The organism is Ferrimonas sediminicola, assembly GCF_005116715.1.
Classification (GTDB): Bacteria; Pseudomonadota; Gammaproteobacteria; order Enterobacterales; family Shewanellaceae; genus Ferrimonas; species Ferrimonas sediminicola.
The window spans coordinates 347,937-364,309 of record NZ_SWCI01000002.1; the positions used below are offsets into that span (position 1 = coordinate 347,937).

Sequence of the window (16,373 nt, forward strand, 5' to 3'; positions counted from 1 at the left end):
GTCAGCGTCAGCGGCGGTTCAGTCGCAACCGGGCCCACCCTCAGAAATTCGGCTGATTTCTCCGAGGCATAATCAGGCAACGTGATCTGGCGCACATCGTCGCTCAACGGCTAAAATTCGCCGCTTTTACGGGGAAAACTGTGCTTGGAGTTTTGCCGGTTAACCACTAGAATTCGCCGCCTCATTTTGCTTTTTTAACCCTAGCCGCACTGGCTCCTTGAACTGGAATCGCCCATGAGTCACTCCACTCAAGAGACCCTGGTCCGCCTGGACTCTGTCACCAAGTCCTACGACGGGGACAGGACCATCATCGACAACCTCTCCCTGGCGATCTACGACGGCGAGTTCGTCACCCTGCTGGGTCCCTCCGGTTGCGGGAAAACCACCGTACTCAGATTGATCGCCGGGCTGGAGGAGTGCAGCGCCGGCCGCATCCTGCTGGGTGGCCAGGAGATCACCCATCTGGGCCCGGAACAGCGCAACGTCAACACCGTCTTCCAGAGTTACGCCCTTTTCCCCCATATGACGGTGTACGACAACGTCGCCTTCGGCCTGCGCACCGCCAAGGTGCCGGAGGGGGAGATCAAGCCGCGGGTGATCGAGGCGCTGAAGATGGTGCAACTGGACGCCATGGCGTCCCGCAAGCCGGATCAACTCTCCGGCGGTCAGCAGCAGCGCATCGCCATCGCCCGGGCGGTGGTCAACCGCCCCAAGGTACTGTTGCTGGATGAAAGCCTCAGTGCCCTGGACTACAAGCTGCGCAAACAGATGCAGATCGAACTCAAGCAGTTGCAGCGCAAGCTGGGGATCACCTTCATCTTCGTCACCCATGATCAGGAGGAGGCGCTCTCCATGTCGGACCGCATCCTGGTGATGCGCGAAGGCGAAGTGGTGCAGACCGGCACCCCCAAGGAGATCTATGAAACTCCGGCCAGCCGTTTCGTGGCCGAGTTTATCGGCGAGTCCAACCTGTTCGCCGCCGAAGTGCTCGAACCCATGAAGGAACGTCACTACCGCTGCGACATCAGCGGCAAGATCTATCCTGTCTACAGTGAGAAGCCGCTGCAGTTGGGCAGCAAGATCAACGTCCTGCTGCGACCCGAAGATCTGCGCCTGGAGGAGATCCCCGCTGACGGCGACAGCGAGTTCCTCACCGGCACCGTCACCGAGCGCACCTACAAGGGGATGACCCTGGATTCGGTGATCGCCCTGGACAACGGTCAGCAGATCCAGGTGTCCGAGTTCTTCAACGAAGACGACCCCGACGTAGACCACAGCCTGGGCCAGCGGGTGGCCGTCACCTGGGTGCCCAGCTGGGAGGTGGTGCTGCCCTATGACGGCCAGTAACAAGTTCAAGTGGTTCTCCATCGGACTCATCAGCCTGTGGCTGGTGAGCTTCGTGCTGATCCCCAACCTGATGGTGCTGGTCGCCAGTTTCCTCACCTCCGACATTCACGACCTGGTGCGCTTCAGCTTCACCTGGGAGAACTACGGCCAGCTGATTGACCCCATCTACGCCAAAGTGGTGGGCTATTCCGTCTACCTTGCGGGCTTCACCACCCTGCTCTGCCTGCTGATCGGCTACCCGGCCGCCTGGTTCATCGCCCAGTTCAGTCCCAGGGTGCGCGGCATCCTGCTGTTTATGGTGATCGTGCCCTTCTGGACCAACTCGCTGATCCGCACCTACGCCATCAAGATCATCCTCGGCACCCGCGGCGTCCTCAACTGGGGCCTGCTGGAGCTGGGGATCATCGATGCCCCGCTGCGGCTGATGTACACCCAGGCGGCGGTGCTGATCGGCATGGTCTACATCCTGCTGCCCTTCATGATCCTGCCGCTGTTCTCCAGCATCGAGAAGCTGCCCCGCAGCTACATCGAGGCGGCCCGGGATCTGGGCGCCACCAGGCTGCGCATCTTCCGCACCATCGTCCTGCCCCTGACGCTGCCCGGGATCATCGCCGGCAGCCTGATGGTGTTTTTGCCCGCCATGGGGATGTTCTACATCTCCGACCTGCTGGAGGGCGCCAAGAACCCGCTCATCGGTAACCTGATCAAGGACCAGATCCTGGTGGCCCAGAACTGGCCCTTCGGCGCCTCCCTGAGCGTGGCGCTGCTAATGATGATGGCGGTGATGCTGGTGCTCTACCACAAGGTGGGACAGATGCTGCGCCGCAAGGAGGAGCTCGATGTCTAAATATCTGAAGTGGGGCTTCCTGGCCCTGCTGTTCACCTACCTCTATGCCCCCATCGCGGTGCTGGTGGCCAACTCCTTCAATGCCCACAAGTACGGCATCAAGTGGATGGGGCTCACCGGCAAGTGGTACCAGGCACTGATCGACAACGCCGGCCTGATGGAAGCGGCGCGCCACTCCCTGACCATCGCCGTGTTTTCCGCCACCCTGGCCACCGCCATCGGCACCCTGGCGGCGGTGGCCCTGTTCCGCTACCGCTTCCGCGGCAAGATGGCGCTCAACGGCATGCTGTTCGTGGTGATGACCTCGCCGGACATCGTCATGGCGGTCTCCCTGCTGGCGCTGTTCGTCAGCTTCGGCATCGCCCTGGGGTTCTGGTCGCTGCTGATGGCCCACATCACCTTCTGTCTGCCGTTCGTGGTGGTGACCGTGTTCGCCCGCCTCAAGGGGTTCGACAACGCCATCTTGGAAGCGGCCCGGGATCTGGGCGCCAGCGAGTGGCGCATCTTCCGCAAGATCATCCTGCCGCTGGCGGCACCGGCCATCTTCGCCGGTTGGCTGCTCAGTTTCACCCTCTCCCTGGATGATGTGATCATCAGTTCGTTCGTGACCGGACCGGCCTACGAAATTCTGCCGCTGAAGATCTACTCTATGGTGAAGGTGGGCGTCTCTCCTGAGGTGAACGCCCTGGCTACCCTGATGCTGATCCTGTCGCTGCTGCTGGTAGCGGCCGCCCAGTTGGTACTAAAGCGAAAAACGGCGTAAGCTTCGCTTGCGCATCACCTGCCCACTCCGTTGATTCGAGGAAACAAAAACAATGATCCGCACCCTGGCTAACTTCGCGTCTGCTGCGCTTATCGCCCTGTGCAGCTTCGCCTCCCAGGCGGCCAACGACGTTGTCTACTTCTACAACTGGTCCGAATACATCCCGGAAGGCCTGTTGACCGAGTTTGAGAAAGAGACCGGCATCAAGGTGATCTACACCACCTACGACTCCAACGAGGCGATGCACGCCAAACTGAAGCTGACCGGTGCAAAAGGCTACGACATCGTGGTGCCCTCCACCTACTTCGTGGCCAAGATGCGGGACGAGGGCCTGCTGCAGCCCGTCGACCACGCCAAACTGAGCAACTTCAAGCACCTGGATCCGCTGATGCTGGATAAGCCCTACGATCCCGGCAACCAGTACTCCATCCCCTACGTCTGGGGCGCCACCGGCATCGGCATCAACACCGACTTCGTCGATCCGGCCACCATCAGCGGCTGGAAAGATCTGTGGGATCCCAAGTGGAAGGGCCAACTGATGCTGATGAACGATCAGCGTGAAGTGTTCCACATGGCCCTGCGCATCCTGGGTTACTCCGCCAACTCCACCGATCCCAAGGAGCTGGAGGAGGCCTACCAGTACCTCAGGAAGCTGATGCCCAACGCCCTGGTGTTCAACTCCGACACCCCGTCCCTGCCCTACATGGCCGGTGAGGTCTCCCTGGGGATGATCTGGAACGGCTCTGCCTTCGAGGCCAACAAAAACGATCCGGCCATCACCATGATCTACCCCAAAGAGGGCGCCATCTTCTGGATGGACAACCTGTCCATCCCAGCCGGCGCCGAGAACGTGGAAGCGGCCCACAAGCTAATTAACTTCCTGCTGCGCCCAGAGGTGGCTGCCAAGGTGTGTCAAGAGGTGGGCTACCCCACCCCCAACAAGACCGCCAAGGCGATGCTCGACCCGGAGTTTGCCAACAACCCCATCATCTACCCGCCCTCCGAGGTGATCGAGGCCGGTGAGTTCCAGTCCGACGTCGGCGAAGCGGTTCGCCTCTACGACAAGTACTGGCAGAAACTGCGCACCGGCAACTAAACCGATGCCTGATCTGAAAAACGCCGCGAATTCGCGGCGTTTTTACTCCCGGTCTTGGCAAAGGCATCAGGTCGAACCGATCTCAGGGGCCAGGGCCTCGAGCCACTCCCGGGGATGCGCCACCAGGAACTCAAAGACCCGTCCATCGGCCAGGGTCAGGCGGATGGCGTCGGTGGTGATCGGCAGTACCCCGGCCCCCTTGCCCAGGCAGGTTTCCGATTCGGCCACCTCGCTCCGGGCGAAACGGTAGGGCCCCAGGCCAAACTGGTGGTTAAAGGGCTCGAAGCCGATCTGCTGCTCACTCAGCCACAGGCGCCCGTCCGCCTTGGCCACCCCCTGCTGCACCGTGGCTATCGAAGATTTGATCATCTTGTCTGACATCGACTCTCCCTATCTCGAACGGTTGGGCCCCTCAGTGCTCCTCACCGGAAATCCGCTTTTCCCTCTGGTAGACCATGATCGCCGCCACCCTGATCGCCCCCAGCACCAGCAGGAACACTGAAAAGGCGTAGATCAGCTCCGCCTTCACCTCATGCTTGAACAGGGTAATCAACACCTCCCTGACGACAAAGACGATGGCCGCATCCAGGATAAAGGTCAAACGCAAGCGGTGGGAGCGGAAATACTCCACCAGGGACTTGGACAGTTCAATCATCACGTACAGAGTCAGCACATCGGTGATGATGTGAATGTAGCTGCCGGTCACCCCGGCGGCGCGCACCAGGTCCCAGGTGGTAAAGAACAGCTTCAGCGCTCCGATGGCCACCGCAATGGAGATGAACAGCAGTATCAAGCCGAAAACCGCATCGATCGCTTTATCGTAGTAGACCTTGATTCTGTCGCTGAACATGCCGAATCCCCTTCGCGAATGGCCCCCCGGCCCAACCGGGTCGACAGGCCCGGTGAGCACAGTCAGAGTAGACTAACTGTAGCCGCTTAGTGGGAAATTTCCCTGATAGTCCGAGACCTAGGCGGTCCAGGTTGCCGCTATACTCAGAGGGCGAAGTCCGCCAAAAGCCGCGAGGGTTCGCCCCACGGTCGCCGGCCCAACAGTCAAGGAGACGCGGATGTACCGAACCACCCTGTTGCTTGGCGCCCTTCAGGGCGATGTCGGCTTGCTGAGGTCAAAGATTCGGGCGCTGTCCCGAAGCCTTGTCTCCCCCTGCCGGGTCATCGTCCACGGCGAATCGCCGCCGCTACAGCGCTTCTACCTGTTCGATGACGACGAACTGGCGGCGACGGCCGAAAGCTACAAGGCCTCGGTGGTGCGCTGGGCGCAGTCGCTGGTGGCCCCGCTCACCTCGGACCGGTTGGCCTTTACCCTGGAGTATGTGTGGACCAAAAACCTGTCGGCGGAGCGCCACCGCTGGGAGTCCGACGGCGAGCTGCTGATCGTCTACTGCGCCGGCAAGCGAATCCCGTCGCCGTTCCGGCACGTGGTTGAGGAGAGCCAGTGTCCGGTGCTGCTATTGAGCGACCGGCCCTGGCACACCCCGCCGCTACTGCTGGCCGGCATCGACCCCTTCCACAAGAGTGATCGTCCGGCCAACATGGATATCAAGATCGTCAATCAGGCGCTGGCCCTGAGCCGGGCCCTCAAGGGGGAGATCACCCTGGTGCACAGCTGCTATGTGCCAGCCTACATGGTCAAGTACCGCAGCATGATTCAGTCCACCCACCAGCAGGGAGTTCAGGAGTTCATCACCGCCAACGGCTGGCGCAAACTGGACTGGCGGCTGATCCAGGGGGAGCCGACTCAGGCCCTGGTCCACTACTGTCAGAGCCACCGCACCGACATCCTGGTGGTGGGGTTGGTGGCCCGTGGGGTGTGGCAACGCCAGATCACCGGCAGCACCAGCGATGGGCTGCTGGAGATCCTCTGCTGTGATCTGCTGATGGTACCCAAGGAGGCGCAGCCCTCGGGCTAGAGCCAGCGGTTGCGTTTGAACAGCCACCACTGCAAACCCACCAGGGCGGTCAACAGCCCGCAGAATATCCAAAAGGAGAAGCGAAAGTTCGCCCCGGGGATGCCGCCAACGTTCACCCCCAGCAAGCCGGTGAGAAACCCCAGGGGCAGGAAGATAGCCGCCACTAACGACAGCACATACATGCGCTTGTTCATCTTCTCCGACAGCCTGTTGTTCTGCTCCTCCTGGGCGACCACCGCTCGCTCGCGCACCGAATCCAGCCCCTCGATAAAGCGGCTGAGGTGGTCGGCCACTTCGCGCAGGGCCTGGCGATCCTCTTGGTTCAGCCAGACGATCCTCAGGGTCTGCAACTGCTGAAGCGCCTCGCGCTGCGGCGACAGGTAGCGCCGCAGCGAGATCACCGTACGCCGCACCGAGGCAATCTGGCTGCGAAGGACCGGGGGGGCACCGCTGAGCATCTGCTCCTCTATCTCATCAATCAACTCCTCGGTCTGGTCTATGGTGCCCTGCATCCGCGCCATCAGTCGCCCGGTCAGCAGCACCAGAAACTCGCCGACGTTACGTGGCCCGTCACCCTGCTCCCAGCGGTCGGCCACGTCCCGTACCGACAACAGCTGCCGTTTGCGGGTGGTTAAGATCCGCCGCCCGTCGGTCCACAGGCGAATACCCACCATATCCTCCGGATCGGATCCCGGGCTGAGGTTGACGCCGCGCAGGTTGAGCAGCAGCCCGTCGGTCAACAGCGTCGCCCTGGGACGGCTGCCTTCGGAGAGCAGGGCGTCGACGGCGACCCGCTCCAGACCACTGTGGTGCTCAATCCACCCCCTGGCGCCCTCATCGGTGTAGTCGAAATGGAGCCAGACACTCTCCTCGCCCGCTCCCCAGTCGTCGGCGTCGGCCAGTGCCAGCGGCTGAGCGCCTCCCTGCCCGTCGAAACGGCGACCAATGATCAATCCTTGGCTATCCTTCATCTCAGTCTCGTCCCTAAAAATACTCCTCTAATCTTAGATAGATGGCTGACAGAAATAAACGATAAACCGGCGGTGAGCCCTGCCCCGACCACGGAGACGCAGCCCAGCTGAAACTTGGTGCGGTCGGGCCGCAAAATAGGGTTGTGCAACTGCCGTTTTGGGCGCATGATCCTATTGAAATACTGACTCTTTTTTAACCACGCTTTTAACGACGGAGAACAGATTGGCCGACCTACCGAACGAACTGGACACCTCCCGTGAGGAGGTCAGCCATCTGGTCGAACGACTCAGCCTGGCCAAGGAGGAGCAGCAGGAATCGCTGTTTGAGCAGGCCATTGAGCAGGTCGAACCCGGCGAGATCGCCCTGCTGCTGGAATCGCTGCCCATCGGTGACCGTCTGGAACGATGGCAGCAGGTGGCCCAGGATGAACAGCTGGATGTGCTGGTGGCGATGCGCGCCGAAGCCCGTGGCGCCATCCTGCGTACCCTGCCGGAGCCGACTCTGGCCGCCCTGCTCGACCGGGTCGATGCCGAATCCCTGATCGAGCTGGCGGACGACCTGCCGGTGGCCATCGTGGACGACGCGGTCACCAGGATGACCGCCAGGCAGAGAAACTGGTTCGAGCAGGCCAGCCAGTATGGCGACGACGAGGTGGGGCGCTACCTGAACCACGAGATGGTGCTGGTGCCCGCCAACGCCCGCGCCGGCGACGCCCTTCGGGTGCTGTTGCGCAGCCACTACCCCTTCAGCGACCAGGCCTACCTGGTGGATGCCCTGGGACTCTACCGCGGCGCCATCTCGCTGAAGCAGCTGGCCAGCCTGCCCGACACCCAGCGGCTGAAGGAGGTGCCGCTGCTGGACCTGGTGCCGCTGCAGGCCACCACCAGCGTGGTGGATGCCACCGAGGCGGTGGAGCACTCCGGGCTGGCGGCGCTGCCGGTGGTCGACACCGAGGGGCGGTTGCAGGGCCGGATCAGCCTGCAACTGGCGCTGGAGCTGACCCGGGAGGAGTACGAATCCCGGCTGATGGCCACCGTGGGTCTGGATGAGGAAACCGACCTGTTCTCGCCAGTACTGCAAAGCAGCAAGCGACGGGCCTTGTGGCTGGGGATCAACCTGCTGACCGCGCTGCTGGCCTCCTGGGTGATCGGCCGCTTCGAAGCTACCCTGGTGCAGGTGGTGTCCCTGGCGGTGCTGATGCCCATCGTCGCCTCAATGGGGGGCATCGCCGGCAGCCAGACACTGACCCTGGTGGTCCGCGGCCTGGCCATGGGACAGCTGGCCCAGGGTAACCTGCGCGCGCTGCTCTCCAAGGAGATCGGCGTGGGCGTGCTCAACGGCATCGCCTGGTCGGTGATCATCGGCGCCGTCGCCGGACTGTGGTTCGGCGACCTGGCCACCGGCCTGGTGATGGCGGCGGCCATCATCATCAACATTACAGTGGCCGCCCTGGCCGGGGTGCTGGTGCCGGTGGTGCTGGACCGCCGCGGCATCGATCCTGCCCTGTCGGGCTCGGTGGTATTGACCACGGTCACCGACGTAGTGGGTTTTCTGACGTTTCTGGGACTGGGCAGCCTTGTGCTGGTGCCCTGACGACCGGCCTCGAAAGCCGGGCCGCGGACTTAACACTGGGAGGCACTATGGATAGCTCGAACGCATCCTCGCTGCAACGCGCCGGTTGGCGCGAGTGGGTGGCACTGCCGGAGCTGGGCATCACCCGCATTAAGGCCAAGATGGACACCGGCGCCCGCACATCCTGCCTGCACGCGTTCTACACTCGGGTATTCGACAACGGGGGTCGGCCTTGGCTGGAGTTCCACGTCCACCCCAACCAGGGGGACGTCGACACCGTGGTGGTGTGTCGGGCCCCCATCGTCGACCAGAGAGACGTCAGCGACTCCGGCGGCCACGTGGAGAACCGGCCGGTCATCCTCACCCGGCTGCACCTGGGTGAGGTGAGCTGGCCGATAGAGATGACCGTCACCAACCGAGACACCATGAAATTTCGCATGCTCATCGGTCGGACCGCCATGCGCGGCCGACTGCTGATTGACTCCGACTCATCCTTTTTGCTTGGAGGGCACCCAAAATGAAGATCGGCATCCTGTCCCGCAACAAGTCGCTCTACTCCACCCAGCGGCTGATGGAAGCCTGTGAGCAGCGCGGCCACCAGGCTTTGGTGATCGACGCCCTGCGCTGCTACATGAACATCAACTCGGACCAACCCAGCATCCACTCCCGGGGGGAAAGTCTGGACGGCTTCGATGCCATCATTCCCAGAATCGGCGCCTCTGTCACCTTCTACGGCTGCGCCGTGCTGCGCCAGTTCGAGATGATGGGGGTATTTCCGGTTAACGAGTCGGTGGCCATCACCCGCTCCCGGGATAAGCTGCGTTCGATGCAGCTGCTGTCCCGGCGCAAGATCGGCATGCCGGTGACCGGCTTCGCCAGCAAACCCGATGACATCAAGGACCTGCTGGACATGGTCGGCGGCGCCCCGGTGGTGATTAAGCTGCTGGAGGGGACCCAGGGCATTGGCGTGGTGCTGGCGGAAACCCGCAAGGCCGCCGAGAGCGTCATCGAGGCGTTTCTCGGCCTCAAGGCCAACATCATGGTCCAGGAGTTCATCAAGGAGGCCGGCGGCGCCGACATCCGCTGCTTCGTCATCGGCGACCGAGTGATCGCCGCCATGCGCCGCCAGGGCGCCGAAGGCGAGTTCCGCTCCAACCTGCACCGGGGCGGCAGCGCCTCGCTGGTGCGCATCACTCCGGAGGAGCGGCGCACCGCGGTGGAAGCCGCCAAGGTGATGGGACTGAGAGTAGCCGGGGTCGACCTGCTCAGATCCAGCCGCGGGCCGCTGGTGATGGAGGTCAACTCCTCCCCAGGCCTGGAGGGGATCGAGCAAGCCACCGGCAAGGACGTCGCCGGCATGATCATCGAATACATCGAGAAGAACGCCAAACCGCAGAGGACGCGCACCCGTGGCAAGGGCTAAGGCGAACCGGCCCGTCCTCTTCAGCGGGGTCGAGGTCAAGCCGGGACAGCGGCAGACCATCCACCTGGATGTGGCCCAGCTCTACACCCACACCCCGCTGACCATCCCCATGGAGGTGGTCAACGGCCGCCTGCAGGGGCCGGTGCTGCTGATCAGCGCCGCCATCCATGGCGATGAGCTCAACGGCGTCGAGGTGGTGCGGCAGATCCTGTCACTGGTGGACCCGCACAAGCTCAAGGGCACCCTGGTGGCGGTGCCGGTGGTCAACGTGTTTGGCTTCCTTCAGAAGAGCCGCTACCTGCCGGACCGGCGCGATCTGAACCGCAGCTTCCCCGGCAGCCTCAAAGGCTCCATCGCCGCCCGCCTCGCCAACCAGTTCTTCAACCAGGTGGTGAGCCGCTGCAGCCACATCATCGATCTGCACACCGCGGCGGTACACCGGACCAACCTGCCCCAGCTCAGGGTCAACCTGGACGACCCGGTGAGTGCGGCCATGGCCCAGGCGTTCGGCGCACCTGTGGTGATCAACGCCGCCACCCGCGACGGCTCGCTGCGGGCGGTGGCCCAGGCCGAGGGGATACCGGTGCTCACCTACGAGGGGGGCGAGGCACTCAGGTTTGACAGCAGCGCCATCAGCATGGCGGTCAAGGGGTGCATCCGGGTGATGCGCAGCCTGGGCATGCAGCCCTCGCGCCGCCGCAGCCCACCCCACCCCATGGTGGTGGCCCGCTCCACTTCCTGGGTGCGCGCCGAGCAGGACGGCATCATCCGCTCCCAGGTCGCCCTGGGGGCCAAGGTGCAGAAAGGCGAGGTGCTGGCCAAGATCGCCGCCCCCCTGGGCCACGGCGAGTTTACCCTGCTGGCCCCCAAGGAGGGGATCGTTATCGGCCAGCACACCCTGCCGCTGGTGAACGAGGGGGATGCGCTGTTTCACCTGGCCTATTTTGAACAGCAACAGGTTGAGGAGGCGCAGGCGCACATCGACTCGCTCCTCGAAGAGGAACCCAACCATGGGATGGTTTACGACGTCGAAGAGCCCGGGCTGACCTGAGGCGATAAGGAGAACGGCATGCAATGGATACTGGCTGGGGTCGTGATACTGGCCTACGCCTTCGCCCTGAGGGTAGTGAGCCGCGGAGTTGAAAACTACGGGATCAGCCGCGCGGTCAAAACCTACCGGATCCGCTACCTGGTGAGAACGGTCAACTTGCTGCTCTCCCTGGCGTTGCTGCTGACGCTGTTCGTGGTGCTGGGGGTCGAGTATGAACAACTGGCCCTGGTGGCCTCCTCGATCTTTGCCGTAGTCGGGGTCGCCCTGTTCGCCCAGTGGTCCATTCTCAGCAACATCACCGCCAGTTTCGTGATCTTCTTCGCCTTTCCCTACCGAGTGGGCGACTACGTCAAGGTGGTGGACAAGGACGAAGACATCTCCGGCGAGATCGAGGATATCGCCCTGTTCCACGTGATCATCCGCCAGGGCGAGCGGATGATCACCTACCCCAACTCGATGATCCTGCAAAAATCGGTGATCAAGCTTCCCCGCCCGGCCCCGGAGGCCACCGAGGCAGAGTCGCCCTAATCCCACCAGCCCCCCCCTCCGGCACCGGAGGGGGGACCCTACACTCTGTCAGGTTCAACCCCTGAGGGTCTAGGCTCTGTGATTATCACCCCTGGCGATTAATGCCATTACAGCAGTCTGTTATAGATCGTGGCCAACAGCCAGCCCAAAAGCCCCGCCACCACAGACCAGGCGATCAGGCCGATCAATACGCCACCAACCGACAGGTGCCACCCCATCTGAGACCAATCGCCATGTGTCATATGCCCGGTCATATCCATCATCATCGACGGCAGTACCCAAACGAGCAGACTGCAGACAATCCAGAAACCGGCGAATGCGACGGCCGATGCCAAACCAAATTTTGTCGCGTTTAAGCTCATGATGCCCCCTCGATATCACCAGTACTCACCAATCCGGCCTTTCATACCCCAGGCTACAGGCAAACCGCTGCAGTTGGGCCTAGGTACTGATCGGTAATCTCCATCGATGCTCCCCCTCTAAATCTGCCCCGCATCGCTTTCGAGCCGGGATTCCTGACCAGCATAAGCAAAAAGGTGACAAGACCATGGCAAGAACAACAGTTGTAATTATAGTTTTCACGTACTGACTGTCATTGACCCTAGGGCAAGGTCTGACATCCTCGGTGACTCGGGCAGACAGTTCGAGAGCTCCCGCTAACCACTAGGCCGCAAACAACAACGAACTCGGAAACATCTCCTGAATATCGATGTCGACCGCCACGGCGAAAATCCATTATGGCGAGAATAGACGCCAAAACAGGTCGGGTAGCGAGCGCCGGCAGCTCAGGCCACCTCGGTGTTGTTGCCAGCCTTTTCCCGACGCAACTTGTTGCACTGGTACTATGCATCAGGATGATAAAAGGGACTCCATGCAGGCAAAGCCAGCTTCCTTGAATAGATTTAAATCTATAGATTAGTGGCTTAACCACTGGCAACTAGAAGGCTTGATCCGGATCAATGGCCTTTCCCAGATCACTCCTAAGCTTTAAGTGTTATTTGTTCACAGGGAGAAGGATGATGATGCTTACAAATAGATCACTATTGGCAACATCGGTGGTACTGCTAGCCTCGTGCGGTGGCGGCGGGAGTGGCCCCAACACCCCACCGGCGCCACCTCAGGACAACGGCACACTGACCGTGACCATCTCCGATGCACCGATGGACGATGTTGACCGGGTTTGGTTGAGCATGGGTGAACTGGTGATGACCGATGAGGCGGGCATTGAACATCGTCATGCCGTGCACAATGGCGAGTTCGATCTTCTGCGATTTCAGGGCATGGACAGCCACCCCCTAGTCTCCGACCTAGATTTGCCAGCGGGTCACTATCACAACGTGCATCTGACCCTTCACCCCGGTACCGGCAACCAGGGCAGTGCCGTCGAAAACGGACAGGGCCGCCACGGTCTCTCTATCCAGTCCGGCTACCTGCCGATGGCGGATTTGACCGTTATGAGTGGCCAACACCTTGTTCATACCATCGACGTGGATCTCTACCGCGGCATGTTCCAAACCTCGGACGGGTTTGAATTGCGCCATCGCGGTATCAGCAGCGTTAATTACCAGCACATGGGTCACCTTATCGGTGAAATGGACCCCCAATGGGTGGCTGACTGTGAAATGGAGTTTGCCTCTCTGGGCTTGCCCGGAGCCACATTCAAACACCTGGCCTACCTCTACCCTGAGGGCGTGACTGACATCGGCCAGATGGCGGACTCAAGCGTCACACGCAACGATCAGCGCGTCCCCCCTGTCGCAGTCAGCCCCGTCTTTGCCGACGCTCAGGGTGACTGGCATTTTGTCATGGGCTTCCTCTCGGAAGGACACTATCGCGTAGGCTACAGCTGTTTAGGGCACCTGGACGATCCTCAAGCCGACGACATCAATGGCGGGCAGTTCGTCATCTACCGAGATGGTGGCACCCTGACGGTCTCGGCCGGTGACAGCGGTGGTCATCAGAACGTCCATCAGTGCGGCAATGGACATGCCGGTGGTGGCCATGGGGGACACGGAGGATAGCAAGGCAACCTAGACAACCCAACCTGCCACCCGGAACCGGGTAAGCGAGGGGCCTTCATCGAGGCCCCTCGCTATCTGTGTGACGACGGTAAAGGCGTCGCATCACAGCCTATCGAAAACTCCCGCATCCGGTTGCTTAATAGCACAGTCCATTTGATCGCAGTCCCTGGGCACCCTCCATTAACATATAGTTGACCAACCACAAAGATTTTCCCGCCACTTTCACACTACCCTCAAATGACCGAAACGTTGCAAGGAAGCAAAACGTGCCGAATATCAGTGGGCTCCTCTGCCCAACCTGGGAGACACTTCACCTGCCCCGTTTTGGTTGCGCCATCGCCTGTCTCAGGCTGGGATGGTCATGGATAATTGGCAATCCGATTGCTGCCCAGCAGGCAGCAATCCACGGAGGTAAGGGATGAAACAGTATATTTGTGTGCTTTGTACGGCCCTGGCTTTGACGGCCTGTGGCGGCAGTGACGATAACGACGGCATAGGTGGCGGCGATCCCATCGAGCGGGCGTTTGGCGCCTTCGACATTCAAACCACCATGGGCGGTTACTCGGTGTTAAGTTTCGGCATCTTGACTCAGGACCGGATGGCGGTAGTCAGTGAATACGGCGAAATAGCGATCTATCACTACAGCGTTCGCGGCACGGCGCTGTCTGGCTACGGCAAGCACTACTACCTGGGAGACAGATACAGCGGCAAGATCGACTCAGGCACGGTCAGCTATGATACCATCGATGCCAATTTCAGCGTCACCGGCATGGGCAAGGGTACGCTCCGTGCCGAACACCACCCCCAACCTGCCAAACAGCTCAAAAACCTGGCCGGGACCTGGGTGGACACCGCAGATGGCATCAGTTCCTACGTCATCAGTGAAGACGGCGAGGTGACCGGCTCAGACGTCTATGGCTGCCAGGTGCTCGGCTCCGTAGAGCAGAGGATGGCAAATTCCATGGTCTACGAAGGGCACATCACGGTCTTCAACTGCGGTGAGTACAACGGCGAACGCGATGTGATCATGGCTTGGCTGGATGACATCCAGGCTGCCGCCGTGTTTAGCTTCAACGATGAACTGGCAATGTTCAACCTGCTTCAGTAGATGATGTCAGGGCGGGTTTTCCCGCCCTTTGAATAACCATCATTTCCCTAAACGCTCAATAAGAATAATAAACCACGGCTCCAACCAGGAATCGAAGCCGGCACCATGAAAAAAAGGACAACGAACACCTCAAAGCCCCTGTTCATAATTTCTCACTGACGTGAGAGTTATGAACGATTCAGCGATCCGCGCCATGCGTTTCCCCTCTGTCCGGCAGCCACATCAAAACCGCCAAGCCAACCACTGCAGAAGAAACTGATGCGAGGAAAATCCCCAATTTGACGCTATCAATCAGTTCCTTTGGAAAGGCTATATTTGCTATAAAAAGTGCCATAGTGAAACCAATTCCTGCAAGCAAGCTTACGCCAAACAATAGTCTCCAAGTAAGTTCTTGGGGACGAGTTGCTATGTGCAAGCGTATAGCTATCCAGCTAAACAACAAAATACCAATAGGCTTACCAATCATGAAGCTTATTAATATCGCCAAGATAACCGGATCCCCAAAATCACTTAAAGTTAGTGACAGCCCAGCGTTTGCAAACGCGAACAGTGGCATGATGACAAACACCACCCAAGGGTGCAGTGCAATCTCCAGGCGCTCAACTGGAGACAGCGTTTCACGCGCGGCAATTTCGGCCATTTGCAACGTTCGTCGATCCTTTGTATCCCCACTGCTTTCACTACCGTCTGGATGTGCAATCACTTGGCTCAATATCGCGTACAATCGCTCGTCGCTGACCCACCGGCGCGCCGGAGTCATCAGTCCGAGGAATACGCCAGTGATGGTAGGATGAATTCCGGACGCATCCACTAGGATCCATATGCCCCCTCCGATAACCACATAGAGTGGATAACCGCGAAAGCCGAGCATTGTCACAACACGAATAATCACCAAACCAAATGCAGCTGCCGCCAAAGACCACCAGACAATATCGCTACTGTAGCCGATCGCGACCACGAGAATGGCACCGATATCATCCACAATCGCCAAAGACAGCACAAATACGCGTAAACAGTGAGGAATACGCGAACCAAGCAGGGCCAGACAACCTATAACAAACGCCGTATCAGTTGCCATCACAGTACCCCACCCATTCTGACCGGGCTGTCCTGATTGGAATGCAAGATATATCGTAGCCGGGACGATCATACCGCCTAGGGCAGCAGAGATAGAAAGCGCTGCTTTGCGAGGTCGATTTAATTCACCGAGGACCAACTCTCGCTTGAGTTCCAGAGCCACAAGAAAGAAAAACAGTGTCATCAGACCATCGTTGATCCATTCTCGAAGCGAACGGGAAAAGTCAAATGAGCCAACCTGAATACCTAACAGAGTCTCCCAAGCATGTTCGAACGAGTCTGACCACGGCGAGTTGGAAAGACCGAGCGCAGCAATAGTAAAAAATAGAAGGACTCCCCCACCTGCTGATTCAATACGCAAGAAACGAACAAAGGGGTTCTTCATCCGATCAATGACTTCCTTTGGCAGCCGGGTCCTTTCTGGACTTACTTGCTGATCTTTAGTCATAAGAATTCACCCACTCATCTATTGCTCGATATCACAAAACTCGGTGAGATGGTTAAATTTTTTGCAATTTTTTGCAGATTAAAAATTAGAACCACACTGCACACTGTATGTGGAGTCACTCAATCAAAGATCGCTGGAGACCGCCATCACTAAACCTAACACACTTTCAACCGGGCGGTAGCCTTACAAGTT

General features: G+C 60.0%; 17 protein-coding genes. 12 read left to right on the forward strand and 5 right to left on the reverse strand.

All coding sequences use genetic code 11. From position 1 onward, the window contains the following. The first annotated feature begins 234 nt into the window (after positions 1-234). Genes potA through FCL40_RS05025 form a run of 4 tightly spaced genes read left to right on the forward strand, consistent with a single transcriptional unit; the run spans position 235 to position 4,053 of the window. Positions 235-1,347 carry a spermidine/putrescine ABC transporter ATP-binding protein PotA gene (potA, locus tag FCL40_RS05010; protein ID WP_136851954.1) on the forward strand — a complete coding sequence of 371 codons (1,113 nt, stop codon included), beginning with the start codon at positions 235-237 and terminating at the stop codon, positions 1,345-1,347. Continuing rightward, a complete protein-coding gene (gene potB, locus FCL40_RS05015; RefSeq protein ID WP_136851956.1) occupies positions 1,334-2,194 on the forward strand; it encodes a spermidine/putrescine ABC transporter permease PotB in 861 nt (286 codons plus the stop codon). Before potA ends, potB begins: the two co-directional genes overlap by 14 nt. Further along, the gene (gene potC / locus FCL40_RS05020) at positions 2,187-2,957 is read left to right on the forward strand and encodes a spermidine/putrescine ABC transporter permease PotC (RefSeq protein ID WP_136851958.1); all 771 of its coding nucleotides are present in this window, start codon (positions 2,187-2,189) and stop codon (positions 2,955-2,957) included. The genes potB and potC overlap by 8 nt, the downstream gene beginning before the upstream one ends. 52 nt (positions 2,958-3,009) lie before the next feature. Then, positions 3,010-4,053: an extracellular solute-binding protein gene (locus tag FCL40_RS05025; protein WP_136851959.1), complete on the forward strand. Its 1,044-nt coding sequence runs from the start codon at positions 3,010-3,012 to the stop codon at positions 4,051-4,053. A 66-nt stretch (positions 4,054-4,119) separates the two neighbouring features. Here the strand turns inward: FCL40_RS05025 and FCL40_RS05030 are convergent, their stop codons facing one another. Further along, positions 4,120-4,434, reverse strand: a complete 315-nt coding sequence (locus tag FCL40_RS05030; RefSeq protein WP_136851961.1) for a hypothetical protein — start codon at positions 4,432-4,434, stop codon at positions 4,120-4,122. Between the two features lie 31 nt (positions 4,435-4,465). Continuing rightward, positions 4,466-4,903: a phosphate-starvation-inducible PsiE family protein gene (locus FCL40_RS05035; RefSeq protein WP_136851963.1), complete on the reverse strand. Its 438-nt coding sequence runs from the start codon at positions 4,901-4,903 to the stop codon at positions 4,466-4,468. A gap of 217 nt (positions 4,904-5,120) precedes the next feature. Between FCL40_RS05035 and FCL40_RS05040 the strand changes: the two genes are divergently transcribed. Next, positions 5,121-5,981: a universal stress protein gene (locus FCL40_RS05040; RefSeq protein WP_136851965.1), complete on the forward strand. Its 861-nt coding sequence runs from the start codon at positions 5,121-5,123 to the stop codon at positions 5,979-5,981. Here FCL40_RS05040 and FCL40_RS05045 read toward each other — a convergent pair. Further along, on the reverse strand, positions 5,978-6,952 hold the full coding sequence (locus tag FCL40_RS05045; protein ID WP_136851967.1) for a zinc transporter ZntB: 975 nt from the start codon (positions 6,950-6,952) through the stop codon (positions 5,978-5,980). The genes FCL40_RS05040 and FCL40_RS05045 overlap by 4 nt on opposite strands. Positions 6,953-7,175: 223 nt before the next feature. On the opposite strand from FCL40_RS05045, the gene FCL40_RS05050 reads away from it, so the two are divergent. The 5 genes from FCL40_RS05050 to FCL40_RS05070 are packed head-to-tail and all read left to right on the forward strand — an operon-like array spanning position 7,176 to position 11,527. Then, complete coding sequence (locus tag FCL40_RS05050; RefSeq protein WP_136851969.1) at positions 7,176-8,546, forward strand: magnesium transporter; 1,371 nt, start codon at positions 7,176-7,178, stop codon at positions 8,544-8,546. 47 nt (positions 8,547-8,593) lie between these two features. Beyond that, positions 8,594-9,046, forward strand: coding sequence for an ATP-dependent zinc protease family protein (locus tag FCL40_RS05055; protein WP_136851971.1), 453 nt, complete (start codon positions 8,594-8,596; stop codon positions 9,044-9,046). Beyond that, positions 9,043-9,948: a 30S ribosomal protein S6--L-glutamate ligase gene (rimK, locus tag FCL40_RS05060; protein ID WP_136851973.1), complete on the forward strand. Its 906-nt coding sequence runs from the start codon at positions 9,043-9,045 to the stop codon at positions 9,946-9,948. Before FCL40_RS05055 ends, rimK begins: the two co-directional genes overlap by 4 nt. Next, a complete protein-coding gene (locus tag FCL40_RS05065; protein ID WP_229360271.1) occupies positions 9,935-10,999 on the forward strand; it encodes a succinylglutamate desuccinylase/aspartoacylase family protein in 1,065 nt (354 codons plus the stop codon). Before rimK ends, FCL40_RS05065 begins: the two co-directional genes overlap by 14 nt. A gap of 18 nt (positions 11,000-11,017) precedes the next feature. Continuing rightward, the gene (locus FCL40_RS05070; protein WP_136851975.1) at positions 11,018-11,527 is read left to right on the forward strand and encodes a mechanosensitive ion channel domain-containing protein; all 510 of its coding nucleotides are present in this window, start codon (positions 11,018-11,020) and stop codon (positions 11,525-11,527) included. Between the two features lie 107 nt (positions 11,528-11,634). On the opposite strand, the gene FCL40_RS05075 is transcribed toward FCL40_RS05070, so the two are convergent. Next, positions 11,635-11,889, reverse strand: coding sequence for a DUF5676 family membrane protein (locus FCL40_RS05075; RefSeq protein WP_136851977.1), 255 nt, complete (start codon positions 11,887-11,889; stop codon positions 11,635-11,637). A 660-nt stretch (positions 11,890-12,549) separates the two neighbouring features. On the opposite strand from FCL40_RS05075, the gene FCL40_RS05080 reads away from it, so the two are divergent. Further along, the gene (locus FCL40_RS05080; RefSeq protein ID WP_136852233.1) at positions 12,550-13,548 is read left to right on the forward strand and encodes a DUF4382 domain-containing protein; all 999 of its coding nucleotides are present in this window, start codon (positions 12,550-12,552) and stop codon (positions 13,546-13,548) included. A gap of 418 nt (positions 13,549-13,966) precedes the next feature. After that, positions 13,967-14,656 (forward strand): hypothetical protein, encoded by a 690-nt coding sequence (locus FCL40_RS05085; protein ID WP_136851979.1) that lies wholly within the window; start codon positions 13,967-13,969, stop codon positions 14,654-14,656. Between the two features lie 178 nt (positions 14,657-14,834). Here the strand turns inward: FCL40_RS05085 and nhaA are convergent, their stop codons facing one another. Beyond that, positions 14,835-16,181 (reverse strand): Na+/H+ antiporter NhaA, encoded by a 1,347-nt coding sequence (gene nhaA, locus FCL40_RS05090; protein ID WP_136851981.1) that lies wholly within the window; start codon positions 16,179-16,181, stop codon positions 14,835-14,837. Between the last annotated feature and the right edge of the window lie 192 nt (positions 16,182-16,373).

Excerpts from the sequence above, each read along its gene's own strand:
- potB (WP_136851956.1), top strand. The coding sequence starts at position 1,334 with ATGACGGCCAGTAACAAGTTCAAGTGGTTCTCCATCGGACTCATCAGC.
- FCL40_RS05080 (WP_136852233.1), top strand. The coding sequence starts at position 12,550 with ATGCTTACAAATAGATCACTATTGGCAACATCGGTGGTACTGCTAGCC.
- FCL40_RS05040 (WP_136851965.1), top strand. The coding sequence starts at position 5,121 with ATGTACCGAACCACCCTGTTGCTTGGCGCCCTTCAGGGCGATGTCGGC.
- FCL40_RS05030 (WP_136851961.1), bottom strand. The coding sequence starts at position 4,434 with ATGTCAGACAAGATGATCAAATCTTCGATAGCCACGGTGCAGCAGGGG.
- rimK (WP_136851973.1), top strand. The coding sequence starts at position 9,043 with ATGAAGATCGGCATCCTGTCCCGCAACAAGTCGCTCTACTCCACCCAG.
- FCL40_RS05070 (WP_136851975.1), top strand. The coding sequence starts at position 11,018 with ATGCAATGGATACTGGCTGGGGTCGTGATACTGGCCTACGCCTTCGCC.
- FCL40_RS05075 (WP_136851977.1), bottom strand. The coding sequence starts at position 11,889 with ATGAGCTTAAACGCGACAAAATTTGGTTTGGCATCGGCCGTCGCATTC.
- potA (WP_136851954.1), top strand. The coding sequence starts at position 235 with ATGAGTCACTCCACTCAAGAGACCCTGGTCCGCCTGGACTCTGTCACC.
- potC (WP_136851958.1), top strand. The coding sequence starts at position 2,187 with ATGTCTAAATATCTGAAGTGGGGCTTCCTGGCCCTGCTGTTCACCTAC.
- nhaA (WP_136851981.1), bottom strand. The coding sequence starts at position 16,181 with ATGACTAAAGATCAGCAAGTAAGTCCAGAAAGGACCCGGCTGCCAAAG.
- FCL40_RS05025 (WP_136851959.1), top strand. The coding sequence starts at position 3,010 with ATGATCCGCACCCTGGCTAACTTCGCGTCTGCTGCGCTTATCGCCCTG.
- FCL40_RS05085 (WP_136851979.1), top strand. The coding sequence starts at position 13,967 with ATGAAACAGTATATTTGTGTGCTTTGTACGGCCCTGGCTTTGACGGCC.
- FCL40_RS05045 (WP_136851967.1), bottom strand. The coding sequence starts at position 6,952 with ATGAAGGATAGCCAAGGATTGATCATTGGTCGCCGTTTCGACGGGCAG.
- FCL40_RS05035 (WP_136851963.1), bottom strand. The coding sequence starts at position 4,903 with ATGTTCAGCGACAGAATCAAGGTCTACTACGATAAAGCGATCGATGCG.
- FCL40_RS05055 (WP_136851971.1), top strand. The coding sequence starts at position 8,594 with ATGGATAGCTCGAACGCATCCTCGCTGCAACGCGCCGGTTGGCGCGAG.